24 protein-coding genes are annotated in these 24,038 nt (G+C 68.0%); 15 read left to right on the top strand and 9 right to left on the bottom strand.

The annotated features are described in order from the left end of the window. On the bottom strand, positions 1-161 hold a 161-nt coding region (locus AC3IFE_RS19905; RefSeq protein ID WP_489191723.1), incomplete at its 3' end, for a helix-turn-helix domain-containing protein. A gap of 97 nt (positions 162-258) precedes the next feature. Here AC3IFE_RS19905 and AC3IFE_RS19900 point away from each other — a divergent pair. The 3 genes from AC3IFE_RS19900 (at position 259) to AC3IFE_RS19890 (ending at position 2,680) form a co-directional block, all read left to right on the top strand. Further along, on the top strand, positions 259-1,101 hold the full coding sequence (locus AC3IFE_RS19900; protein WP_489191679.1) for an SDR family oxidoreductase: 843 nt from the start codon (positions 259-261) through the stop codon (positions 1,099-1,101). 3 nt (positions 1,102-1,104) lie between these two features. Next, positions 1,105-1,482, top strand: coding sequence for an SDR family NAD(P)-dependent oxidoreductase (locus tag AC3IFE_RS19895; RefSeq protein WP_489191678.1), 378 nt, complete (start codon positions 1,105-1,107; stop codon positions 1,480-1,482). Between the two features lie 232 nt (positions 1,483-1,714). Continuing rightward, positions 1,715-2,680 (top strand): dTDP-4-dehydrorhamnose reductase family protein, encoded by a 966-nt coding sequence (locus AC3IFE_RS19890; protein WP_489191677.1) that lies wholly within the window; start codon positions 1,715-1,717, stop codon positions 2,678-2,680. 86 nt (positions 2,681-2,766) lie between these two features. Here the strand turns inward: AC3IFE_RS19890 and AC3IFE_RS19885 are convergent, their stop codons facing one another. Then, positions 2,767-2,946 carry a hypothetical protein gene (locus tag AC3IFE_RS19885; protein WP_089471591.1) on the bottom strand — a complete coding sequence of 60 codons (180 nt, stop codon included), beginning with the start codon at positions 2,944-2,946 and terminating at the stop codon, positions 2,767-2,769. Positions 2,947-3,166: 220 nt separating this feature from the next. Between AC3IFE_RS19885 and AC3IFE_RS19880 the strand changes: the two genes are divergently transcribed. The 8 genes from AC3IFE_RS19880 to AC3IFE_RS19845 all read left to right on the top strand — a co-directional run bounded on the left by AC3IFE_RS19880 (position 3,167) and on the right by AC3IFE_RS19845 (position 11,052). Then, positions 3,167-4,027, top strand: a complete 861-nt coding sequence (locus AC3IFE_RS19880) for a transporter substrate-binding domain-containing protein (RefSeq protein WP_089471741.1) — start codon at positions 3,167-3,169, stop codon at positions 4,025-4,027. A 92-nt stretch (positions 4,028-4,119) separates the two neighbouring features. Then, positions 4,120-4,842, top strand: coding sequence for an ABC transporter permease (locus AC3IFE_RS19875; protein ID WP_301737163.1), 723 nt, complete (start codon positions 4,120-4,122; stop codon positions 4,840-4,842). A 12-nt stretch (positions 4,843-4,854) separates the two neighbouring features. Beyond that, the gene (locus AC3IFE_RS19870) at positions 4,855-5,601 is read left to right on the top strand and encodes an ABC transporter permease (RefSeq protein WP_489191676.1); all 747 of its coding nucleotides are present in this window, start codon (positions 4,855-4,857) and stop codon (positions 5,599-5,601) included. Between the two features lie 29 nt (positions 5,602-5,630). Further along, the gene (locus tag AC3IFE_RS19865) at positions 5,631-6,422 is read left to right on the top strand and encodes an ABC transporter ATP-binding protein (RefSeq protein WP_489191675.1); all 792 of its coding nucleotides are present in this window, start codon (positions 5,631-5,633) and stop codon (positions 6,420-6,422) included. 7 nt (positions 6,423-6,429) lie between these two features. Then, positions 6,430-7,923, top strand: coding sequence for an HAL/PAL/TAL family ammonia-lyase (locus tag AC3IFE_RS19860; protein WP_489191674.1), 1,494 nt, complete (start codon positions 6,430-6,432; stop codon positions 7,921-7,923). Positions 7,924-7,973: 50 nt separating this feature from the next. Beyond that, positions 7,974-8,729 (top strand): histidine utilization transcriptional repressor HutC, encoded by a 756-nt coding sequence (gene hutC, locus AC3IFE_RS19855; protein WP_301737161.1) that lies wholly within the window; start codon positions 7,974-7,976, stop codon positions 8,727-8,729. A gap of 318 nt (positions 8,730-9,047) precedes the next feature. Then, positions 9,048-10,397 carry a reverse transcriptase family protein gene (locus tag AC3IFE_RS19850; RefSeq protein ID WP_489191673.1) on the top strand — a complete coding sequence of 450 codons (1,350 nt, stop codon included), beginning with the start codon at positions 9,048-9,050 and terminating at the stop codon, positions 10,395-10,397. Positions 10,398-10,722: 325 nt separating this feature from the next. After that, positions 10,723-11,052, top strand: coding sequence for an H-NS histone family protein (locus AC3IFE_RS19845; protein ID WP_069619754.1), 330 nt, complete (start codon positions 10,723-10,725; stop codon positions 11,050-11,052). Between the two features lie 201 nt (positions 11,053-11,253). Here AC3IFE_RS19845 and AC3IFE_RS19840 read toward each other — a convergent pair whose 3' ends face one another. Then, positions 11,254-12,234: a bifunctional helix-turn-helix transcriptional regulator/GNAT family N-acetyltransferase gene (locus AC3IFE_RS19840; RefSeq protein WP_089471584.1), complete on the bottom strand. Its 981-nt coding sequence runs from the start codon at positions 12,232-12,234 to the stop codon at positions 11,254-11,256. Positions 12,235-12,335: 101 nt separating this feature from the next. Between AC3IFE_RS19840 and AC3IFE_RS19835 the strand changes: the two genes are divergently transcribed. Beyond that, the gene (locus tag AC3IFE_RS19835; RefSeq protein WP_489191672.1) at positions 12,336-12,893 is read left to right on the top strand and encodes a hypothetical protein; all 558 of its coding nucleotides are present in this window, start codon (positions 12,336-12,338) and stop codon (positions 12,891-12,893) included. A 71-nt stretch (positions 12,894-12,964) separates the two neighbouring features. Here the strand turns inward: AC3IFE_RS19835 and AC3IFE_RS19830 are convergent, their stop codons facing one another. Beyond that, on the bottom strand, positions 12,965-15,400 hold the full coding sequence (locus AC3IFE_RS19830) for a PEP-utilizing enzyme (protein ID WP_489191671.1): 2,436 nt from the start codon (positions 15,398-15,400) through the stop codon (positions 12,965-12,967). Between the two features lie 567 nt (positions 15,401-15,967). On the opposite strand from AC3IFE_RS19830, the gene AC3IFE_RS19825 reads away from it, so the two are divergent. Beyond that, positions 15,968-17,152: a YncE family protein gene (locus AC3IFE_RS19825; RefSeq protein ID WP_489191670.1), complete on the top strand. Its 1,185-nt coding sequence runs from the start codon at positions 15,968-15,970 to the stop codon at positions 17,150-17,152. 254 nt (positions 17,153-17,406) lie between these two features. Here the strand turns inward: AC3IFE_RS19825 and AC3IFE_RS19820 are convergent, their stop codons facing one another. Continuing rightward, positions 17,407-17,541: a hypothetical protein gene (locus tag AC3IFE_RS19820; RefSeq protein ID WP_006405345.1), complete on the bottom strand. Its 135-nt coding sequence runs from the start codon at positions 17,539-17,541 to the stop codon at positions 17,407-17,409. 406 nt (positions 17,542-17,947) lie between these two features. Here AC3IFE_RS19820 and AC3IFE_RS19815 point away from each other — a divergent pair, with 406 nt between their 5' ends. Together AC3IFE_RS19815 and AC3IFE_RS19810 are read left to right on the top strand one after the other, a co-directional pair. Next, positions 17,948-18,442: a hypothetical protein gene (locus AC3IFE_RS19815; RefSeq protein WP_489191669.1), complete on the top strand. Its 495-nt coding sequence runs from the start codon at positions 17,948-17,950 to the stop codon at positions 18,440-18,442. 70 nt (positions 18,443-18,512) lie between these two features. Continuing rightward, on the top strand, positions 18,513-19,325 hold the full coding sequence (locus AC3IFE_RS19810; RefSeq protein ID WP_489191668.1) for an alpha/beta fold hydrolase: 813 nt from the start codon (positions 18,513-18,515) through the stop codon (positions 19,323-19,325). A 54-nt stretch (positions 19,326-19,379) separates the two neighbouring features. Here AC3IFE_RS19810 and AC3IFE_RS19805 read toward each other — a convergent pair whose 3' ends face one another. The 4 genes from AC3IFE_RS19805 to AC3IFE_RS19790 all read right to left on the bottom strand — a co-directional run bounded on the left by AC3IFE_RS19805 (position 19,380) and on the right by AC3IFE_RS19790 (position 23,860). Next, positions 19,380-21,368 (bottom strand): DUF4034 domain-containing protein, encoded by a 1,989-nt coding sequence (locus AC3IFE_RS19805; protein WP_489191667.1) that lies wholly within the window; start codon positions 21,366-21,368, stop codon positions 19,380-19,382. 14 nt (positions 21,369-21,382) lie between these two features. Beyond that, positions 21,383-22,165, bottom strand: coding sequence for a DUF1266 domain-containing protein (locus AC3IFE_RS19800; RefSeq protein WP_089471739.1), 783 nt, complete (start codon positions 22,163-22,165; stop codon positions 21,383-21,385). Continuing rightward, entirely contained in the window at positions 22,159-23,457 is a 1,299-nt protein-coding gene (locus AC3IFE_RS19795; RefSeq protein ID WP_489191666.1) for a hypothetical protein, read from the bottom strand. The genes AC3IFE_RS19800 and AC3IFE_RS19795 overlap by 7 nt, the downstream gene beginning before the upstream one ends. Before the next feature lie 271 nt (positions 23,458-23,728). Next, entirely contained in the window at positions 23,729-23,860 is a 132-nt protein-coding gene (locus AC3IFE_RS19790) for a hypothetical protein (RefSeq protein WP_489191665.1), read from the bottom strand. Between the last annotated feature and the right edge of the window lie 178 nt (positions 23,861-24,038).

Here is a 24,038-nt window from a genome sequence, read left to right as displayed (position 1 = left end):
TTCCGAAGGAACAGTCGTATGCCCAGCCTGGCTTCAAGGCTGGCGACCATGTGACTTACGGATGAGGGGGACATGTCCAGGTCAAGTGCGGCTCCCCTGAAGCTCCCATGCGCCGCTACGGCGCTCACTACGCCAAGCGTGCGTATCCCGAAATCTTCCATTGTCCATTTTCCTTCATCTTTCTGTCCATGATTGAACGGTTTACATCATCAATCATAGACCATACATTGACGATATTGAACAGAGGAGATCTCTCTAATGAAGACAGTTTTGATTACGGGCGCCTCGTCGGGCTTCGGTGAAGCGACGGCCAAATTCTTCGCAGCGCAGGGCTGGAATGTCGTTGCAACGATGCGCAATCCTGGCGCAGGTACCGGTGAGATTTTCGATGCGGCCAACACGCTGGTCACGCGCCTGGATGTCCAGGACAAGCAAAGCATTGCATCAGCGATTACCCAAGGCATCGCACGCTTCGGCCGAATCGACGCAGTCGTCAACAATGCGGGGTATGGTTTGTTCGCCGTCTTCGAGGGCGCGTCGGACGATGCGATTCGGCGGCAGTTCGACGTGAACGTTTTTGGCCCGATGGATGTCGTTCGTGCCATCCTGCCGCATTTCCGCGCGAATGGTGCGGGCACCATTATCAATGTCAGTTCGGGCGCTGGCGCTATCGGGTTCCCGATGGCCTCGATCTATAGCGCGTCGAAGTTCGCCCTGGAAGGATGGTCGGAAGGTCTGTCCTATGAACTCTCTGCTCTCGGGATCAAGGTGAAGCTCGTTGAGCCGGGCGGTGCACCTCAGACTAACTTCATGAGCCGCATGGGCGCGGAAGCTGCCGGTGTGCAGGCAATCGACGCCTATGAGCCGTTCCTCCAGCACGTGGGGCAACTTTACGGAGGCATGGCCAGCACCGCGCAGCCGGACGCCGTCGAGAAGGTTGTCGGCGCAATCTACGCAGCCGCTACCGATGGCTCCGATCGACTCCGCTATGCGCCGACCGAGGACATCCATCCGTTGCTGAACGCTCGCCGCAGTAGCTCGGAAGACGACTATCGTGCGCTCACGCTGAGTCTGTTCGCCCAAAGGCTTGAGGAAAACTAACCAATGTCGAACCTTCAACGCACCTGGTTGATCACCGGTGTCGGCAGCGGCCTCGGCCGAGCGCTGGCGGAACGGTTGCTTGCGCGCGGAGACCAGGCGGCCGGCACGCTCCGCACGCCCGGCGCACCGGCTGATCTGAAAACCAACTATGGCGACCGTCTTTGGCGGGCGCAGCTGGATGTTACGGACACCATCGCCATCAGGGAAGTGACTGCCCACGCCTTCGCAGATCTCGGCCGGATCGATGTCGTCGTGAACAATGCCGGCTATGGCGTCCTTGGCGCCGCCGAGGAATTAACCGACGAGCAAATCGATCGTCTGATCGCAACCAACCTTGTTGGCTCGATGCAGGTTGCCCGCGCCGTCGCTTTTTTCGGGTGACGGCGCGTTCGGTGGCGTGCCGAGGCACGGCGTACAGCGCACCGGCTCGTGGCCGGAATCCGCGTCGCGGATCACGCATTGCGTGGAGCCGTGGGCCGGTGCGAAATGGGCGAAGAACGGGGCGCATGTTCGAGACCGGATGCGAGTCAGTAGACCGAAGCGTTGCGCGGCGATCGTTCCTGCCATCCAAGAGGCTCGATAATACGTTCGTTTCCTGTGATTTATCGCCACCATGCCAAACCCATTCCCGTCGACCCCGCGCAATACCATCCTGCTCATCGGCGCCTCCGGCCTGCTCGGCCGCGCGGTCGCGACCTGCCTGGCTCGCGAACCGTCGCTGACGCTGCTGGCCACCATCCGGAACCCGCAAACCGCCGGCGCGAAACTTCTCGCGCTGCCGCCGGAAAACGTCGCCGAGCTCGACGTCCTCGACCAGTCGTCCCTCGAACGCGTCTTTGAAACCTATCGACCGGCGGCGGTAATTCTTTGCGCGGCCGAACGCCGCCCCGACGTCTGCGAACGCGACCCGGCCGCGGCCCGCGCCATCAACGTTGCCGCGCCGGCCCGCGTCGGCGCGCTTGCCGCGCGATACGGCGCATGGACGCTCGGCATTTCGACCGACTACGTCTTCGACGGCAAGGCCGCCCCCTACGGCGAGGATGCCACGCCGAATCCACTGAACATCTACGGCCGCACCAAACTGGAAGGCGAGGCTGCGCTCCTGGCCGCCTCGCCGCTGTCGTGCGTGCTGCGCCTGCCGCTGCTCTTCGGCCCGATCGCCGACTGGAGCGAATCGGCCGTCACGACCCTCGTGCCGGCCGTCGTCGCGTCGGCGCGTCCGGGCGCCGGCGCGGTCGGCATGGACGCATGGGCGATCCGTTACCCGACCTACACGCCGGACGTCGCGCAAGTCATCCGCGACCTGACGCTGCGTCATCTCGCGGGTGAATCCGTCACGGGCATTCGCCATTGGTCGGGCGAGGAGCCGATGACGAAGTACGACATCGCGCAGCGCATCGCGGCCGCGCTCGGCATCGACGCGTCGCTCGCGCCGATCACCCAGCCGACCGACGCGACACCGCGCCCGTACGACTGTCATCTGGATGCGGCGCGCGTGCGCGCGCTCGGGATCGATCACGCGACGCCGTTCGATACCGCGTTGCGGGCCGTGCTGCGCGATGCGCCGCAGGCGCGGTAGCCCGCCGGTATCCATTCGCGAATCCGCCGCGGGTCGTGCAGCGGCTCAATCCCTCTCCGGGAGTCACGCGTGCTGCCGCCCGATCTTCATTGACCCAACGCGGCCCCCGCGCCGCTGACGATGGTGGGCCGCTCGACCCCGATGCAGAGGCCGTATTGCGCGTCGCCATCCCATTCGGCCACGCGCAGCACCCGCGAGCCGCCATTCCTCAGACATGTTTCGTGGTCGAGCGGGCGTGCGATCGAATTCAAAATTTGTCTAGTCATCCGTGAGATTCGATCACTCGAATTGCACCAAACATGTGCCGGGATTCCCTGCAACGATGCACGCTAGGCCCTTGAAATTAGGGGATTTCCCGCGTTTACCCGGTTTTTATTGACCACGACTTGCTACGCCGTTTTTGTTCTTGCATTCTTGTATAGACAAATTCCTGAGGCGGCTTGCTGCACCGAAGGGATGGCGAACCTCAACGCAAGGAGAAATCTCGTGAACGGCAAGCGCATCAAGTGGGCAATCAGGACGATCGGCGTCATCGCGGCTGCGGCGGCAACGCTCGCGGCGCCGGTCCAGGCCAAGGAATGGAAGACGGTGACGGTCGCGCTCGAAGGCGGCTACGCGCCGTGGAACCTCACGCTGCCGGGCGGCAAGCTGGGCGGTTTCGAACCGGAGCTGCTCGCCAACGTGTGCGAGCGGATCAAGGTGCAGTGCAACATGGTCGCGCAGGATTGGGACGGAATGATCCCCGGCCTGCAGGCCGGCAAGTTCGATGTCCTGATGGATGCGATTTCCATCACGCCCGATCGCGAAAAGATCCTGCTGTTCTCGCGTCCGTATGCGGCGACGCCGGCGACGTTCGCCGTCACCGATACGAAGATCCTGCCGAAGGCCGCGCCCGGCGCACCGATCGTCAAGCTCACGGGTGACGCCAACGCGGACAAGCCCACCGTCGACATGCTGCGCAAGCAGCTGAAGGGCAAGACGATCGGTATCCAGTCGGGCACCGTCTACACGAAATTCATCAACGACAGCTTCAAGGACATCGCGTCGATTCGCGTGTACAAGACGTCGCCCGAACGCGATCTCGATCTGGTCGCGGGGCGCATCGATGCGTCGTTCGACGACGTCACGTACTACGCGGCGAACAACGCGAAGAAGGACAACGCATCGATCGTGCTCGCGGGGCCGAAGCTCGGCGGCCCGATCTGGGGGCCGGGCGAGGGGCTCGCGTTTCGCAAGCAGGATGCCGACCTGAAGACGAAGTTCGATACGGCGATCGCCGCGGCGCTCGCGGACGGCACCGTGAAGAAGCTCGCCGACAAGTGGTTCAAGACCGACGTCACGCCGTAAGCGCGCGTTCGGCCGCCGCCGCGTAAGGTCGTCGAACGACGCGCGGCGGCACGCATCCAGCGGATTCATTCAACGCATGCAGGGAGGCACGCATGGAGATTCTTGAAATGCTCGGCTTCGGTACCGAAGGCTGGGGCGGTGTGCTGCTTCTCGCCGCATTGATGACGGTCGCGCTGACGCTCGCGGCGCTCGCGGTCGGCGCCGTGATCGGCGCGGCGATCGCGGCCGCGAAGCTGTCGCGCTACCGCAGCCTGCGCCTGCTCGGCGATCTGTATACGACGGTATTTCGCGGCGTGCCTGAACTGCTCGTCATCTATCTGTTCTACTTCGGCGGCTCGACGCTCGTGACGGCCGTCGGCCAGTGGTTCGGCGCGGAAGGCTTCATCGGCGTGCCGCCGTTCGTGATCGGTGCGCTCGCGGTCGGGATGATCTCGGGCGCCTATCAGGCAGAGGTCTATCGCGCGGCTGTGCTCGCGGTGTCGACAGGCGAGCTCGAAGCGGCTCGCTCGATCGGCATGCCGCGCAGCATGGTGCTGCGGCGCATCCTGGTGCCGCAGGTGCTGCGCTTCGCGCTGCCCGGTATCGGCAACGTGTGGCAACTGAGCCTGAAGGATTCCGCACTGATTTCGGTTACCGGTCTCGCCGAGTTGCTCCGCACGAGCCAGATCGCCGCCAATTCGACGCACCAGTACTTCGTGTTCTTCGTCGCGGGCGGTGCGCTGTATCTGCTGATGACGGGCTTGTCGAACCGCGTGTTCAACCGAGCGGAAGCGATCGTCGGCCGGTCGTTCCGCCGCAATTTCGCGCGCAACTGACGGAGAACGGGCATGTCCATCGATTTCGCTTTTCTCGTCGATACGCTGCGCCAGCTGCTCGCGGCCGTACCGACCACGCTCGGCCTGTTCTTCGCATCGCTGGTGCTCGGCGGCCTGCTGTCGCTCGTGATCGTCACGATGCGCGTGTCGCCGCGCTGGCTGCCGAACCGCTTCGCGCGGGCCTACATCCTCGTGTTTCGCGGCTCGCCGCTGCTGATCCAGATGTTTCTCGTGTATTACGGGCTCGGCCAGTTCGGCGTGATCCGCGACAGCTTCATGTGGCCGGTGCTGCGCGAGCCGTACGTCTGCGCGGTGCTGTCGCTTGCGCTGTGCACCGCCGGCTACACGGCCGAAATCCTGCGCGGCGGGTTGATGGCCGTACCGGTCGGGCAGATCGAGGCCGGCTATTCGATCGGCCTGTCGGGCTTCGCGCTGCTGCGGCGCGTGATCGGCCCGATCGCGCTGCGCCAGTGCCTGCCCGCGTATTCGACCGAGGCCGTGCTGCTCGTCAAGTCGACCGCGCTGGCGAGCCTCGTCACGGTGTGGGAAGTGACGGGCGTCGCGCAGCAGATCATTCAGCAAACCTACCGGACGACCGAGGTGTTCGTCTGCGCGGCTCTGATCTATCTGGGCCTGAACTTCATCGTCGTGCGCCTGCTCGGCGCGCTCGAATGGCGGCTCTCCGGGCACCTGCGTGCGCCGAAGCCGTCCGGTGCGCCCGCCGCGGCGGCGCGCAATCCTCAGCGCGCCGCCTCCTGAGCGTCCCCCGTCCTTTCAAAGAGAATCCGATGAACACCACTGCTCCCGTTGCGCTGTCGGTCAGAAACATCCACAAGTCGTTCGGCGATCATCACGTGTTGAAGGGCATTTCGCTCGACGCGCACGAGGGGGACGTCATCTCGATCCTCGGCGCGAGCGGATCGGGCAAGAGCACGTTCCTGCGCTGCCTGAACCTGCTCGAGACGCCCGACGACGGCTCCGTCGCGCTCGCAGGCGAAGAACTGGCGATGAAGCGCGCGCGCGACGGCAAGCTGCATCCGAGCGACCGGCACCAGGTCGACCGGATCCGCTCGCAGCTCGGGATGGTGTTTCAGAACTTCAACCTGTGGTCCCACATGACGGTGCTCGACAACCTCGTCGAGGGGCCGCTGCGCGTGCAGAAGCGCAGTCGCGCGGAAGCGGTGGAGGAGGCCGAGGCGTTGCTCGCACGCGTCGGTCTCGCGGACAAGCGCGGCTACTATCCCGCGCACCTGTCGGGCGGCCAGCAGCAACGCGTCGCGATTGCCCGCGCGCTGGCGATGCATCCGAAGGTGATGCTGTTCGACGAACCGACGTCGGCGCTCGACCCGGAACTGGTCGGGGAGGTGCTGCGCGTGATGCGCTCGCTGGCGGAGGAGGGGCGCACGATGCTGGTCGTCACGCATGAAATGGGTTTTGCACGCCACGTGTCGAATCGCGTGATGTTCCTGCATCAGGGCGAGGTCGATACGGACGGCACGCCCGACGAAGTGTTCGACGGGCAGACCTCCGAGCGCTTCCGGCAATTCGTGTCGAGCCACCACGACCGCACCGCGAACTGAGGCTGCCATGACCGTATTCCGTGCGGCGCAGCCGCTCGACTGGCGGCAGGTTGCGGCGGTGGCGGCCGGCGAGCCGCTGGCGTTGGCCGACGATGCGCGCGCGCGCGTCGTGGCCGCTCGCGAACTCGTCGACGAGATCGTTGCGCGCGGGATTCGCGCCTATGGCGTCAATACCGGCGTCGGCGCGCTGTGCGACGTGATCGTATCGCCGGCCCAGCAGAGCACGCTGTCGCACAACATCCTGATGAGTCATGCGGTGGGCGTCGGCCTGCCGCTCGGCGCGGCCGAAACGCGCGCGATCATCGCGGCCGCGATCAACAACTATGCGCACGGGCATTCGGGCGTCCGGGCCGACGTCGTCGAACAGCTCGTCGCGCTGCTCGAGCACGATTGCCTGCCCGAAGTGCCGGCCCACGGCTCGGTCGGGTACCTGACGCACATGGCGCACGTCGCGCTCGTCTGCGTCGGGCACGGCCATGCGCGGCTGCGCGGCGAACGCATGCGCGGCGGCGAGGCGCTGCGGCGCATCGGCCGCGCACCGCTCGTTCTCGGCGCGAAGGAGGGGTTGAGCCTGGTCAACGGGACGCCGTGCGTCACGGGGCTGGCGGCATTCGCGCTGGCGCGCGCCGAGCGGTTGCTCGACTGGGCCGACTGGATCGCTGCGATGAGCTTCGAGAATCTCGGCGGGCAACTCGCCGCATTCGATCCGGCTTCGCTCGCGTTGCGGATTTCGCCCGGTATCGGTCAGGTCGGCGGCCGTTTGCGTGCACTGCTGGCGGACAGCGGCATGCTGGCCGCGGCGAGCGGCCGGCATACGCAGGATCCGCTCAGCCTGCGCACGATTCCGCACGTGCACGGCGCGGCGCGCGACGTGTTCGACGTCACGGCGGAGGTCGTCGATCGCGAACTCGCCTCCGTCACCGACAATCCGATCGTCGCCGGCACGCGGGAGGCGCCGGCCGTGCATTCGCAGGCGCATGCGGTCGGCGCCGGCATCGCGCTCGCGATGGACAGCCTCGCGGCGGCGATGGCCCAGGTCGCGGCGATCGCCGAACGGCGTCTCGACCGGCTCGTGAATCCGCTCGTCAGCGGGTTGCCGGCGTTTCTTGCCGCACCGGGAGGCAGTTGTTCGGGTTTCATGATCGCGCAGTACACGGCGGTCGCGCTGGTCGCGCAGAATCAGCGGCTTGCCGCGCCGGCGAGCCTCGACGGCGGCATCACGTCGGGGCTGCAGGAAGATCACCTGTGTCACGCGACGCCGGCCGCGCTGAAGGCGCTCGACATCATCGAGAATACGACGTGCGTGCTCGCGATCGAGCTGCTGGCGGCCGCGCAGGCGTACGACCTGCAGCCGGCCGAAACGGCGCGGGCCGCGTCGACCGACGCGCTGTGGCGGCATGTGCGCGAACGCGTGCCGGCGTATCACGACGACCGGCCGCTCGCGGACGATATCGCGATCGCGGCCGGCATCGTCGCCGGTGCGGCGCCGTCGTTGCAGTGACGACGGTCAAGGACGGGCCGATTGCCCCACATTCATCCGGTCGAGGGCGCATGAGCGAAACGGAACGCAAACTTTCCGCACGGCAGGCGTCGGCATCGGCCGACACCGTACCGGCGCGGGCGCTGCCTGCCTATCAGCAGATCAAGCGCTACGTCGTCGAGCGGATCGCGAAGGGCGACTGGAAGCCCGGCGCCGCGATCCCGACCGAGGCGGAACTGGTCAAGGAATTCGGCGTGGCCCGGATGACGGTGTCGCGCGCGCTGCGCGAACTGACGGCCGAGCGCGTGCTGACTCGCATCCAGGGTGCCGGCACGTTCGTCGAGCGCCGGCATTACGAGTCGACGGTGCTGGAAATCCGCAACATCGCGGACGAGATCGCCGAGCGTGGCCATCGGCACAGTGCGCGCGTGCTGATGATCGAGCGCAGCGTCGACCCGGACGCGATCGACGCGCTCGGACTGCGCGCCGGGCCCGTGTTTCATTCGCGGATCGTGCATTACGAGGAGGACGAACCGATCCAGTTCGAGGATCGCTACGTCAATCCGGCGTTGTTTCCCGCGTATCTGGAGCAGGACTTCACGCTCGAGACGCCGAATCATTACATGGTGCGACTGGCGCCGATCCAGCGTGCGGAGTTCCAGATCTACGCGGAGAAGCCCAATGCGCAGGTGCGCCGGCATCTCGTGATGGAAATCGGTGAGCCGTGTTTGCTGTTGCGACGCCGGACGTGGGTCGGCGAACAGGTCGCCACGTCGGTCAGGCTGTGGCATCCGGCGTCGCGGTTTCATCTGGCGGGAAACATGTAGGGAAGCAGGGGTCTGGGCGGAGCGGGCCGTTTGCCGCATCGGCCGGGAGCGTCGGGGAACCGGGCGAGCGCAGCGCGCCGCCGCCGCGCATCGTCCGGCTCGATTTGACACCTGGCGTCGTCGCCGCTTAAAGTCGCGACGCGGGGCGGTGGGTCAAGCACACCCCCGGAACAGGCAGCCGATGTTCCAGGACCACGGGGCTACCCCGTGGATCAGATCGATACGCCGATGCGTCGCAAGCGCGCATGTTGCGCGTTGCGCAACGACGGCGCTCGCAGCACCAGCCACGTTGGCTCATCGTCCCGCCCCGCTCCGTCCATGTACTCATCCCTGCGCGACACCATCCGAACGATTGCCGAGGCGATGCTCGCCGGTTCGCCCGAGCGCGCCGGCGTCGTCGCGCGGATGGCGGCCGTGCTCGGCGACGCGCCGCCGTGGACGCACGAATGCGCGGACCTTGCGCTCGTCCGCTTCGCCGCGAACTGGGCCGATACCGACACCGACGCGCTCGCGGCGATCCTCGCCGACGCGCCCGCGTTCGTGCGTGCGTGGTATGGCGACCGTCGGCCGGTGACGATCCGCGTCGTGCGCCGGCCGCTGGTCCAGCGACCGCCGCCCGCGCCGCTCGCCGGCTGCGACGTGCCGCAATGGCCGACGCCCGGCGATCTCGCCGGCTGGCTCGGCATCGGCACACCGGAACTCGACTGGCTGTCCGATCACTGGCGCGTCGATGCGCGCGGCAGCGCCACGCCGCTGCATCACTACACGTACGTCCCGGTCGACAAGCGCGGCGGCGGGTGCCGCCTCGTCGAAATCCCGAAGGGACGGCTGCGCGAAGCGCAGCGCCGCATCCTGCACGGGCTGCTCGATCGCATCGCGCCGCACGGCGCGGTACACGGTTTTCGGAAGGGGCACGGGATCGTGTCGTTCGCGGCGCCGCATGCGGATCGCGACGTCGTCGTGCGCTTCGACCTCGCGGATTTCTTCGTGTCCGTGCGCGCCGCGCGCGTCCATGCGCTATTCGCGACGCTCGGGTATCCGGCCGAAGTCGCGCGCACGCTCACCGGGCTGTGCACCAATCGCGTGCCGTCGGCGCGGCTGCTCGCGCCGGACCTGCGCGACCGGCTCGACTGGCTCGGCCGCCAGCGCTATCGCGAACGGCATCTGCCGCAAGGTGCGCCGACGTCGCCGGCGCTCGCGAACCTGTGCGCGTTCCGGTTCGACATGCGGCTCGCCGCGCTCGCGCGTTCGCTCGATGCGACTTACACGCGCTATGCGGACGATCTCGCATTTTCCGGCGGCGGGGCGCTCGCGCGCGACATCGAGCGGCTGCAAATCCGGGTCGCCGCGATCGCGCTCGACGAAGGCTTCGCGCTGCAATGGCGCAAGACGCGGGTGATGCGGCGCGGCACGCGGCAGCAACTGGCCGGCGTGGTCGTCAACCGTCATCCGAACCTCGCGCGCGACACGTTCGATCGCCTGAAGGCGATCCTGACCAACTGCATCCGGCACGGTCCGGCGTCGCAGAATCGCGACGCGCATCCGGATTTCCGCGCGCACCTGGCCGGCCGCGTCGCGCACGCGACGGCGCTGAATGCGGCGCGTGGCGCGAAGCTGCGCGCGCTGTTCGACCGGATTGCATGGGAGGCCGGCAGCGAAGACCGCTGAACCGCCGGGCCCGCATCGACTCCGATCGGCGACTTCTGCAACACGGCGCCGCGCACTGCTATCATTCGCGCCATGCCGCGCCCCTGTCAGGTGCGGCGAATCACTTGCCGCCGCCGTTCGTCCCGTGCAGGCGTACGCGGCGTGCCGCCCGTTGCCGGCCTGGTCCTGCCTGTCAGTGACGCACGACGTCGTTTGGTGCGCATCGCGCAAATCATGCCGGCTCAGGTGGACGATTCACCGATTTGACAGCCCCTATTGGCGGAACTTCGTGGTAGGTTCGGCCATCGGAGCTTTTTGCAAAAACATGCCCAAAGAGGATGAATACATGACCCAGGCCCTGCAGGAACTCGAAGCACAACTTCGGGACCTGAACATCAAGCTGTCAGAGGCGAAGCAGAAGGAGAAGCAAGCCGCGCTCGCGGCCTTCAAGGAACAGGTCGAGCTGTTGGGAATTTCGCAGCAGGAAGTGCTGAGCGCGCTCGGCTACATCGTCCAGCGCAAGCGCAAGGCGCCCGCGAAGTACTACGATCCGTCGACCGGCCGCTCGTGGTCGGGGCGCGGCCCGCGGCCGAAATGGCTCGAAGGCAAGGATCTCGACACGCTCGCCGTCGACCGCGAGGCCAAGACCTGGTGGCCCGGGGACGATCAGGGCTGACGCCCACCGTGCGGCAAGGCCGTCCGGCGCCGTCCGGTTCGATAGGGCGGGCCGGACGGCGTTTCCCCGCCGGCCCGCTGTCGTTCATTCGGTGTCCGGCCTGATCGCGACATCGCCGGCCGCGCCGCCGCACCGGATCGACGTTTTCCTTTCCCGCTTCCTTGCCGTTTTCCGCGCATTACCCACCGTTTTCCGCCGATCTCACCCGCCAGCCGGCCCCGCCCGGCTGAAGCGCTGCTCGACCACCTCGGTTCCCCACTGCGTGCCCGCGGACTCGCTCGTCAGCGCAAAGCCGAACGACTCGTACAGATGGCGTGCGGCATCGAGCCCCTTGAACGTCCACAGGTAGGTTTCGCGAAACCGGTGTTCGTCGACGAAACGCATCGCCAGCGTCATCAACTGACGCCCGACGCCCGAGCCGCGCAACGCGTCGTTGACGATGAACCAGCGCAGGTGCGCGACGCCCGTCGCCGGGTCGCCGTCGATCGCGAGCGACGCGAGCGTCCGGCCGTCTTCCTCGCACAGCCACAGCGCCTTGCCGTCGGCCGGCAGCGCACCCGCGAAAGCGGCCAGCTCGGTCGCCACCCGCTGTTCGAAGAACGCGCCGAAACCCCAGTGCTCCGCATAGAAGCGTGCATGCAGGCTCGCGATGTCGCCGATGCAGCCCGGCTGATAGCCGTCGCGAATCGACGGCGCATCGGCGGCCGCGACGGGCGGCCTGGCCGCGTTGTCCTGCGCGAGCGCATCGGCATACAGCGCCAGCGAACGCAGCAGCGCCTGCTGGTCGGCCGGAATCATGCGGCGCAGCGCATTCGACACCTGGTCGGTCGCGAACGTGTCGATTCTATTCCGGAGCTTTTTGCCTTCGGGGCTCAGGTACAGCTCGATCGCGCGCGCATCCTCGCTCGACACGCGCCGCTCGACGATACCCGCCGCTTCGAGCCGTGCGAGTTGCCGGCTCGTGTTCGATTTGTCGAGCCGCAGGATGGCGCCGAGATCCTTCGCGTTGATGCCGGGCGCCATCCCGATCTCGAGGATCGCATGCACCGCCGACGGCGCCCAGTCGCTGTCGGCCAGCGTCGCACGCATGAAGCCGAGCTCGCGCACCAGTTTGCGCGAGAAGTCGCGCAGCTCGAGGATCGTCGCGTCGCGCGGCTTGGCTGGTGCGTCGATGAGGTCCATGGCTTGCTCCCGAACGGTTGCGTATCGCAATCAATAATAGTTGCGAGTCGCAACTCGAGCAAGGCGGATTTTCACGAGGAGCGGTTGCGGGAGGGGCTTTCGTGCTGCCGGTGGCCGAATGGGCGAAGCGCGGGGAGCCGGCTCGGACAGCGGTGTCGCGACGGGTATTGAAGCGGATGGCCGCGCGCGGCGAAGTGGTCGCATACTGGGCGGTGTTGCCCGACCTGCGAGCAGGGCGCCGATCGACCGTCGATCGACGGCTACGAGCCCCGGAGATCATGATGAACAAGCTGCTGCCGATGACGATCGCATTGTTTGCCGGGAGCGGCATCGGGGCGCCGCCGCTCCATGCGGCCGGCACCCTGGATGCGCCGCCGTGCAGCGCCGCGCATGCGGCGGACCCCGGCGGCGGGAACGCCGCGACGCCGGGCACGTCGGTCCGCAGCTTCTCGAGCGCCGGTTGTTCGGGCGCCGTGCTGCAGGGCGACCGGGCCACCGCGACGGTCAACGGCGACCGGGTCGAATTGCGCGACGGCGTCGTCTATGTGAACGGCCGGTCCTATGGCGCGGTCACGCCCGCGCAGACGGTCGAATACGAGGCCGCGCGCGACCGGCGCACGTTGAAGGTCGACGGAAAAATCCGCACGCCGCTGCGCTGATGCGTGTCGATTCGGCAGGCGGCAACCGCTGTGCGCGACGCGGTTGCCGGATCGCCGAGCCGGCGCGCGTCCTATTCGACGAGCGTCAGCCGGCCGTCGCTGAGCCGCACTTCGTGCCCGACCCACGCCGCATCGACGCGCGGGAGCACGGCCGACGGCTTGCGCAGTTCGCGCAGCAGCGTCGCGCCGTGCGACAGCCGGCCGCCCATGCGCGCGATCACCGCGCGGGCGGCCTGGTACTGCGCGTGCCGGCCCGGGTCGAGCGTGTCTTCGAGCAGGATGTCGCGACCGAGCACGCCTTGCATGTCACCCGGATAGATCATGAAGCCGGCGGCCTCGTCGGTGCCTTCGCTGCCGTCCTGCCAGAAGCCGCCGTTGCGATCGCGACGCTCGGAGTGAGGCGCGAACCACGTGTCGCGGTCGGCGGCCGGCATCGCGTGATGCAGGCGGAAGAACACGCGCATCAGGTTGTCGCGATACCACTCGCGCACCTGCAGATACCAGCCGCGCATGCCGGGCGCGCCGAGCGCGTGCAGTACGCGGACCGGCAGCGGCCAGTCGGGAAACGCCTGCAGCGGCAGGTCGGCGGCCGCGGGCCGCGCGGTGCCCGGATCGGTTTCCCACGGCAGGCGGTGCGGGCTGTCGTCGAGTTGACCGTACGCGGTCGGCGGGCGTCCCCACAGGGTGCCGCCGCTGCTCGCCAGCGATGACGCGATGCACAGGTTGCCCTGCACGACGAACACGTAGAAGCGCGTGAACCAGTCGGCCAGTTGCTGGCCGTCGGCGCGCCGTTCGACGAGCGTCGCCAGCTCCCGGTCGAAGCGTTCCAGGCCGCGCGCGAGCGTCGTCAGGTGCCCGCGCGCGACGCGCAGCATGCGCCAGAACACCGGCAACGCGCGCAGCAGGCGCAGCGGTCGCCAGCGCAGCGGCGGAGTCGCGCCGCCGATCTCGCCGCTGTAGTGGGCGGCCGATACGCCCCAGTCCGCGAGACGCGCGAGGAACAGGTCGTTGTTGATGTACGACGCGCCGCCATAGAGCGCGGTGAACGGTTCGTTGTCGCGCAGCACGCGCGCATCCCAGCGCGCCATGATGGCCGGGATGCTGCCGGCTGCCCGCCGTTGCGCATATTCGACGAGCCGGCTCGGCTGCGGCGGCAGGATCTCGGCGATGTTCGCGGCGGTCAGGTGGCGATGCCAGCCGTAGGTGCTGATCGGACGGTACTGTAGCAGCCACAGCTGCGCGCCGTCCCACGCCCATTCGACGTCGCCCGGCACGTAATGGAACGCGCGCAGCACGCGTTGCAGGAAGTCCCACAGCTGCCGCGCGCTCAGGCCGTGCGCGGTCGGGAACGTGCCGCGCTGCCACGGCTCGCCGAGCCGCGACAGAATCGCGCGCTGCGGGCTGGCCTGCCCGTCGGCGAGCGTTTCGAGGTGGCCTTCGACCCATTCGACTTCGACCGCGAGATGGCGCACGAACGCGATACCCGACAGCACGGGCGTGATGAAGCGCTGCACGACGGCTTCCTCGAGGCCGCCATCGAGCAGTTCGGCCACGCGCGCGGCGGCTTGCGATGCCGGTACGCGCAGGAACGTCGTATGCAGGCCGGCGTTCGCCGCGTCGGCCTGGTCCTCGCCATGGCTCGACGAGCGGATCGCCCACCCGGCGTCCGGATGGCTCGCGAGAAAGCCGGGCAGGCGTGGATCGTCGGCGGCAGTCAGCGACAGCGCGGGCGGCACCGGCAGCCCGGCCATCGCGGCCAGCGCGAGGCGCCCGCCTTTGGTATGCGCGACGAAGCCCGTGTCGCCTCCTTCGAGCCACCGCGCGAACGCCGCCGGCGCATCGATCCACGGATAGTGTCCCCAGCCGGGCTGCAGCGTCACGCTCAGGTCGGCGCGCGCGAGGATCGCCGACCACGCGGCGGCCTGACGGACACCGAGCACGGCGTCCTGGTCGCCCCACACGAGTTCGATGCGATCGGCGACCCACTCGAGCAGCGGCAGCGCGGTATCGGCGCGCACGAGATCCCAGTGCGGCAGGAACGCGCGGCAACGGGCATAGCCGGCGCCCATGCGGCGATACTGCGCGGGCGTCCAGGTCCGGTTCGAGAACTGGCGGGCGAACAGCGCGGGGTAGTGCGCGAGCAGCCAGTGGATGGTCTTGCGCAGCGGCTTCGGCGCCATCAGTTTCGGCAGGCGCCGCTCCCACAGGAACGCGCCGACCGGGGCAAGCAGCACGCTGCGGCCGAAGTGGCCGGGGCGCCGCTGCAACGCGTGCAGGACCACCAGCGCATTCACGCCGACCGCCATGATCGCGTGCCCGGGTTCGGTCGCGTCGAGCAGCGCCTGCGCATACGCGGCGAGATCCCCGCACGGCGGCGCGGGATGATCGCCGAAGCCCGGCAGTTCGAGCGGCACGGGGCGATAGCGCCGGAAGTGGGGCAGCGCGTCGTCCCACCAGTCGGCAGCGCTGCCGTTGCCGGCGAGGAGGTACAGGATCGGTTGGCTCATGAAGGCTTCGTCGGTCGACGATCGTCGCGATTGCCGCGGTTTTTGTGGGTATTGTCCGGTGCGAGTGGAATGGAAGCGTGGCCCCGCTCGGATGGATGGTCGGGCATTCTACGCGAGTCGATTTACTTCGATTTACCGCGTGTTCCGGTCTCGGTTTTTTCGATGCGCGAGCCGATTGAACATTTGCATCGCAGGCATACAGGGGCCGCAAGCGTAGAACGTAGAATCATGTCGCCGACATTCATCAGACGAGGATCCGACGGAAGAACATGAAAGGCGAAGGGTGGCCTGGATAAAAATTGATTCGAACCACGAATCAGTGGAAAAATCCTTCATGGCGACGGGCGGTTCGCAAGCCGTCCCGAATGCGACAGCCACGGCGTGACCGGTTCGGACTACGGGTTATTCCGCTACGAACGGCTCGCGCGGCCGGTGTATCGGCTCGACGATATCGTCGAGCGGTCACCGGGCTCGCGCGCTTTCGGGCATCATGCGATGGCGCCGGCCCGTCGGGCAGCAGGGTCGGCAATCCATTGCGTCCGCAACCGATCCGGAGAACCGACCGCCATGCATTCGAATCCGTTCCGCCAGCGCAGCGCGCGCCTGCTCGCCGCGCTGGCCCTCGCCACGACGACCGTCGTGCATGCCGCCGACTGGATCGTGTCCGGCAACGACGGCAAGTACCAGCGCGTCGAGGGCCGCGACACCTATCTGCCTTCCCCGCCCGCCGACACGCTGACGCTGCTCGACGCCAGCACGTTCCCGCCGAAGGTCGCGTTGCAGGTCGACGTCGAGAACGGCATCCAGGGGCCGCCGCAGGCCGTCGCGCTCACGCCCGATGCGAAGCTCGCGCTGGTCGGCGCGCCGACGCGCTACGACACGGCCGCGAAGCAGCTCGTATTCGACACGTTCCTGCAGGTCGTGAATCTCGACAGCGCGCCGCCCGCGATCACGCGCATCGAGCTCGGCACGCATCCGCAAGGGATCGCGATCGATCGCTCGGGCCGGCTCGCGCTCGTCGCCAATGTCGACGGCAGCGTGTCGATCCTGCGCATCGACGGCACGCAGGTGACGCTCGACGGCAACCTGAAAATCGGCAAGAAGCGGCTGGCCGGGATCAGCTTCACGCACGACGGCAAGCATGCGCTCGTGTCGCTGCGCGACGAGCAGGGCATCGCGGTGCTGAACGTCGACGACGGCAAGGTGACCGACAGCGGCACGCGGTTGAGCACGGGCGTCGCGCCTTACACGATCGACGTGTCGAGCGACAACCGCTGGGCCGTGGTCAGCAACGTCGGGCTCGCCGGGCTGCCGGGCTATACCGGCACGCTCGCGGGCGACGCCGATTCGGTCGCGCTGATCGACGTGTCGCGCGTGCCGTTCCGCACGGTCCAGTATTTGACGGTGCCGTCGCTGCCGGAAGGCGTCGCGATTTCGCCGAACGGGAAGTGGATCGCGGTGCAGGCGATGGACGGCTCGAACCTGACGGCCGACAACCCGGGCCGCCACAAGCTCGGCAAGGTGCTGCTGTTCGAGATTCGCGACGGGCAGGCCGTGAAGGTGAACGAGGTGCCGGGCGGCGAAGCCGCGCAAGGCATCGCGTTTACCGCCGACAGCCGGCACGTGATCGTGCAGTTCAACGTCGAACGGCAGCTTGCGCTGTATGCGGTCGAAGGCGGCAGGCTGCGCGACACGGGCAAGCGGATCGCGCTGACGGGCGGCCCGTCTTCGTTGAGGACGTTGCCGCGCTGACGCGTGTGGCGGGCTTGTCGGCGGCTTGCGGCTCAGCCGTGAGATAGCGGAAAACATCATCGCGCGACTCGACGAAGCGTGGTGGATCGCGCAAGCCGGTGGCGCGGATCACGACGGAACTGTGCGGGCCGTTCGGTCGTGAGCGGCATGCGCTCCTTCAAGGGTCGAAGGGGTGGGCGGACCGGCGACGCGCACATGAGGATGCGTGCGGAAAGGCGCGCGCGGTGTGACCACACCGGGCCGCACGACCGCCGTTACGGACGCAGCAGATCGAACCCGCCGAAAACCACGACGCCGCTGAGCGCGATCATCGCGACGGAGTGCTGGCCGAAGTAGAGAATCGCGGCGGCGAGCCACGTCGTGATGCAGAAGGCGCCGATGCGGGCCATCGTGTGTTCCTCGAATGCGTGATGAAGTGAATGCGTGCCGCACGGCGTTCGACGCTCGGTCGGTGAGCGGGGCACGCATGCAGGCGGACGGAAAAGGCGACTCGGGAAGTTGCGAGGGCGTCGTCGGCATACGTTGCATGCCGCGCCTCGACAGTCCGCGAGCCGGAGCCGGCGGCATCGCGCGATCGGGCCTCGACAAGGCGTCCGATGCGTGCTTCCAGCCGGCGAAGCGGCGATTTTACCAGCGCCGTCATGCCGCCAATCTGGCCCTTTCGCGATCAATTGCGTTTATCGCCGGGCAATTCACCCGACCCGATATTCAAGTTTCGTGTGACGAATGCCGTAAACGAGGGGGAGGCGATTTTCGCCCCTTGTCACTTCGTTTACCGATACACGGACCGACACGATGCAGATCGATTTCTCCACGACCGCGCGATCGCCGCTCGCGGACAGCGGTGTGGCCGCGAACCCGACCGCCGCGACGTCGTCCAGGGGCGGCGCGACGGATGCCGCGAGCACGACGGGCACGACCGGCGTCACCAGTGCGACCGGCGCTACCAGCACCAACGGCACCACTAGCACCACCGGCACGAAGGATTCCACCGGCGTCACGGGTGCCACGTCCGGCGCAACGGACGCATCGCCGGAAGACCCGGCGGTCGCCCAGTTGAAGGCGCTGATCGAGCGGCTGCAGAAGCAGCTCGCGACCTTGGAGCGGCAGATGGCCACCGCGGCCCAGCGTGCAAAGGACGACCCGGCCGCGGCCGTCGAGCAGCAGTCGCTGAGCGCGGAAGCCGGCACGATTTCAGCCGCGCTCGCGACGGCGATCTCGCAACTTGCCGCGGCGCTCGAAAAATCCGGCGCCTCGCAGTCGGGCGGGCTGGTGTCGACGCAGGCCTGAGCGGCCGTGGCGGCATCGGCCGCACGCATTACAATCGCCAGTTCGTCTCCCTCTCAAGGACGGCTGAACGATGAACGCGGAACTCGACGACGACGAACTCGTTCGCTTCGACGTACACGGCGGCACGCCGCTGCCGGCAGCCGACGTCGAAGGATGGCTCGAGCATGACGGCGCGCGCATCTGGCACGCGTCGTTCGGCCAGGGGCCGGCGGTCGTGCTGCTGCACGGCGGCCTCGGCCACGGCGGCAACTGGGGCAACCAGGTGCCGGCGCTGCGCGCGGCCGGCTACCGCGCGATCGTGATCGACAGCCGCGGGCACGGCCGCAGCACCCGCGACGACCGCCCCTATTCGTACGAACGCATGGCATCGGACGTGCTGGCCGTCCTCGACGTGCTGCACGTCGACCGTGCACGCTTCGTCGGCTGGAGCGACGGCGCCTGCATCGCGCTCGTGCTGGCCGCCCGCGCGCCGGAACGCGCGGCCGGCGTGTTCTTCTTCGCCTGCAACATGGATCCCGGCGGGACGAAGGAGATCGTGCCGAGCCCGCTGATCGACCGCTGTTTCGCGCGGCATCGGAAGGACTATGCGCGACTGTCCGCGACACCGGACCAGTTCGACGCGTTCGTCGCGGCCGTCAGCGAAATGATGCGCACGCAACCGAATTACACCGCGCAGGATCTCGCGGCGATCGCCGTGCCGGTTGCGGTCGTGCAGGGCGAGCACGACGAATTCATCCGGCCGGAACATGCGGCGTACCTCGCGCGGACGATCCCGGGCGCGACGCTGACGATGCTGCCCGGCGTGAGCCATTTCGCGCCGTTGCAGCGACCCGCGCGGTTCAACGCGGCGATGCTGGCGTTTCTCGACCGGCTGCCGGGGTGATACGCGGCCAGGACGCACGGCCCGCCGGCGAGCGGGCGCGTGCGTCGGCCATGCTCAGACCATCGCGTTGTCGGCGCCGGGAATCTCGTGCGCCTTGATCTGCTTGCGCTGCAGCTTGTAGCGCAGCTTCCCGAGCATGCCGTCCTCGTGGCTGACACGCGTGATGGTGCGCACGTATTCGTCGTCCGGCGCGATGGCCTGCGCCCCCATGATCCAGCGCACGCTTTCGCGATAGTCGTACAGCGACTTGTCGTTGATGTCGGCAAGGAAGAACGACAGTGCGGCCATCGCGGCCGGGTGGCCCCCTTCGGCATGCCGGCGCAGCTCGTCGACGTAGCGATGGCGCGACGGATAATCTTCGATGTCGCCGATGAACATCAGCATGCACTCGAGGCCGTCGGTATGCCCCATCTCGTGCGCCTTGCGCGCGGCTTCGACGGCCTCGACCTGCATGCGCGCGCGTTCGGCCCGGTCCGTGCTCGTCTGCCCGATCTGATGGTACGTGTAGCCGAGCCGGTACGCGGCCATGTTGCCGCCGGCTTCCATCGACTCGCGGAAGTAGTGGGCGGCGCGGTACGGGTCGGCCTCGACATGCGTGCCGTCCTTGTAGAAGCATCCGAGCAGGTAGCCGCACGAATCGCCGCCCGCCTCGTAGCCGAGCTCGCAGATGGCGAAGGCATCGGCGGGGCGCCGGTTGTCGTACTCCAGCGCGCTGGCGATCTGGTTCCATGCGAGCGAGCCAGACTCGTTCAGGCGCGCGGCCTCGAGCCATGCGTCGCCGCGCGCGGGATCCTGCACGAAACCGAACGTGCCGGTGCGATGGGCATAGCCGCGCAGGATCATCGCCGACGTGCACGCGCGAGCGTCCGATGCACGTTCGACCGCGCGGGTCAGCCAGTCGCCATGTGGATCGAGCCGGAGCGCCAGTCGCAAACCCATCCCCATCGCGCGGTTGTCGTCGATCGGCGTGCTGCGTTCGGCTTCCTGCAGCCGCGCGTAGGCCTGTTCGTACTCGCCGCGCTCGAAATGGCTGTGCGCGAGCCAGCGCAGTGTCTCCGAGCGGTGATAGGGATGCAGCGCGGCCTGCGCGCGCGCGAGCGTCGCGGTCATCGCGTGGCGCGCATGGTCGTCGTCGTCATCCGCATCGAGCGTGTTGCCGGCGTAGTCGTCGCGCCAGATCTCGTGCAGCAGCCGGTCTTTCTCGACCGCATCGAGGTGCGCGCACGCATCGGACGCGACGAACGCGCGGACGTGATCGTGCGAGCCGCCCCAGCGCGGCTGCATGTACCAGATGAACGTGCGCATCGGGAAGAACAGCTTCGGATGGATGTGCAGCGTCGCTTCCATCCAGTACCACTTTTCCTTGCGCAGCTTCTTGCCGTGCACGGGGCCGGGCAGCGCGTCCGGAAATTCCGGCGGGCAGGCGACCGGCACGTCGGGATTCAGCCCGGAACGCGCGAACATGTGCTGCAGTTCGGCGTGCGTGGCTTCGTCTTCGGCGCCGGCGTTCAGGTGCAGTTGGGTGACGGGCCAGCGGCGCTCGCGCACGAGCTGCGCGAGCCACTCGGGTTCGCCGAACGACGACACGCTCGTGAAGATCACCATCGGCGCGCTCCACATCGTCGGCGCGAGCACCAGCGCGCGCAGCGCGGCGACGAGCGTCAGCGTCGCGCACGCATGCGCGCCGATCCATCCGGCTTCGGTCACCGTTTCGGCCCAGCCGCTGCCGCGGTATTCGTAGGCCCAGTGGTGCCAGTAGTGGGCTTCGCACAGCCACGCGTGCGCGGAGCGCGGGTTCGCGGCCTGCCATGCGCGCAGGCGCGCGAGGCCTTCGGCGCCTGCGTCGATGCACGGCTGCACGTCGGCCGGCAGCGCGTCGACGTACCGCGCCTCGGTGGTGCGATCGGCGAAGCTCGCGGCGAGCGCGGCATCGAGTTGCGCGTCGAGCGCGGCATGGTCGCCGGCGCGCAACAGCGCGTCGACGTCGCAAATGAACCAGCGGGATGTCGCGGGCGGAATCAGATCGGCGCAAGCGGAGGACATGTCGGTATCGGCGGTCATGACGAAACGGGTTGGGGATCGAAGATGCGGTAGCGCTTCCACGGCAGCGAAAGCCAGTTTCCGGACGGATTGCGCAGGTACTCGCGTACTTCCTGCGTGGCGCGCGACGACGCGGGGCCGTCCTGGCCGCTGCCGCGCAGCCACTGCTGGCGCGCCCGCGCATACGCGAGCCCGAAGTCCTCCCAGCTGTCGAAGCTGTCCTGCGCGCGCTGCGCGTTGAGCAGCAGCACGATCCACGCGTGCTGTTCGGACGCCCAGCCGAGCAGCGCGATGCAGCGCACGAGAAACGCGGTGCGCGCGCAATCGAACGCGAGTGCGTCGCGCACGCGCCCGACGGCGGCGAGCTGTTCGTAGAAGCCGTCGTGCGAGCGGCCGACGCCGCGAATCCAGCCCGCGAGGATCGACGGCACGCGTTGCACGATCTGCCACTCGGGCAGGTCGGCCGGCAGGTCGAGTTCGCGCCGCACCTGGCGCGCGAGCTGTTCGCGCTGCGCATCGGGCAGCGCATGGACGAGGTCGTCGCAATCGCAGCGCAGCCCGTTGCGGATCAGCAGGATGTCGGCCAGCGCGAGCGCCCAGCGGCGGCGGTTCGGCGGCGCCTGCTCGGCCTGCGCATGCGCGAGCCTGACGGCCGTGGTTTGCCGCACCGGCACCGTGCTGTCGGCGCCCGCGGCCTGATCGGCGTCGACTTCGCGCACCATCCGTGCGGCGACCCGCAACGAGCGCCACACGTACCACACGAGCCACAGCACGGCCGCGCCAAGCAGCAGTGTCAGCATGACGCGCTCCCGTCCGTCGGCGCGGGCAACGCGAATGCCGCGCACAGCGCGGGATCGATCGCGATGCCTTCGATCTCGAATGCGGCTGCCGCGGTCGCCGCGTCGGGTAGGTGCGCGGCCGGCAGCGCATCGGCCGGCAACGCATGGCGCGCGGCCGCCGCGACGGCCGGATCGATCTGGCGCAACTGGCCGAGCGCATAGGGCGCGTTGCGCAGCAGCAGCCATTGCAGCACGGCCGGCGGTTGCTCGAAATGCTCGATCAGGTGGAAGTTCTCGCTCATCACGCTCAGCAGATGGTCGGACGAGCGCACGTCGGTGACGAAGGTCCACGCGCCGGTGGCCGCCCCCGGCGCATCCGGTTCGAAGACGAGGCCCATGCCCTCGCAATCGGGATGACGCTCGCCGCGCGGCGCGAGCGCGCGCAGGAACTGGCGGACGTCGTCCGCATAGCGGCGCACCGGATGGCGATTCTGCTTGCCCTTGATCTGGTCGATGCGCAGGCCGTCGCCGCTCGCCTGCAGGCTGATCGTCACGTGCGGCTGGTTGCCTGCGCCGCGCAGCGTGAAGAGGCGCAGCCGGCCGTCCCGTGCGGCTTGCGCGTACTGCTCGCCGTAGCCGCCGCGCAGCCGGCGGCGATCCGCGAACTGGCCGAGACAGTGCTGCATGTAGTACGACTCGTACGCGAGTTCCTCGCGCAGCGCCGCATGATCACCGACGAATTCGAACACGATCCCGTTGGGCGTGCGCAGCACCTCGCGCAGCGCGAGGCCGCTGCTCGGCACCCAGCCCTTGTCGCGGCGCGCCTGCATCCGCTGGTGCTCGCGTTCCCACATGTCGAGCGCCATCGCGCAGGTGATGCGTTGCAGTTTCTGCGCGAGCCGCGTGCCGGCGCGCGAGCGCAGGAATTCGACCAGCACGCGTTCGCGGTCGATCAGCAGCATGTGCTCGGGATCGATGAAGTAGAGCGACGCCTTCTCCGCGGTGGGCGTCGGGCCGGATGCCGGAGATGCCTCGGACGGCGCGGACGCCGATTGCCCGCGGAACCGGCGCACGAGCCACTCGGGCGCCGGCCAGTCGGCGCCGGCGAGGGCGCGGTAATCGGAGAGCGATGCGAGCGGCCGAGCCTGCTCGAATGCGCCGACGACCCAGCGGAAGAAATGGTTGCCCAGCCACGCGCGGATCTCGGCCGGATCGCCGCGCTCGGCGCTGCGGCGTGCGATGGCCGCCTTGATGTCGGGCGCATTGACGACATCGCGCGGCCGATAGGCCGACGCGGCCACGGTTTCGGTCACGGGCTCGCTCTCCGGTCGGGCCGGGTGGGCGCGGACGGTGCGCCCACCCTGGCGATTCTTCTGGCTCAACGACGAAACGGCGAACGTGCGCGCGCAGAAACGCGGCGGCGTCGCGTATTTCGGTTCAGGTCGGTCGGTGCGTGAAAATCACGCGACCACGCGGGAGCCAACGACGCGGAAGCGGGCGATCGGGAAATGGCGATTCATTGTTTCTCTCAGGTCGGATTTTATTTTTGGCTTCCGCGAGTCTACTTCGATCCGGGCGGATGAATCAATCGCGCCGCCAGCCGCGCGCGTGGATCTGACCAGACTTATCTCTTTTTCGTCGACTTTCGATACGGCGCCATTCGGCCAGCGGGTTCGATGCTGTAGAAACCGGCAGGTTTTCCTGAAAAATGGGCATGCGGCTCCGAGGGGGCGCGGCCCCCACCCCCATCCCGCATGTTGCGTATCTCATAAGTTTTTCTTTCGGCTCGCGCAACATATCGTCGATTGTTGGCGGCCGGGCGGTAGCGGATAGTCCTGCTTCGACAGGACGGCCGACGCGCGCGGCGCGGCGCGGCCGGATCTGTTGTCCATGC

The organism is Burkholderia sp. APQ4-4ca, assembly GCF_057837105.1.
The sequence above is the reverse complement of the archived record's forward strand: the minus strand, read 5'-3'. Positions and strand labels throughout refer to the sequence as shown.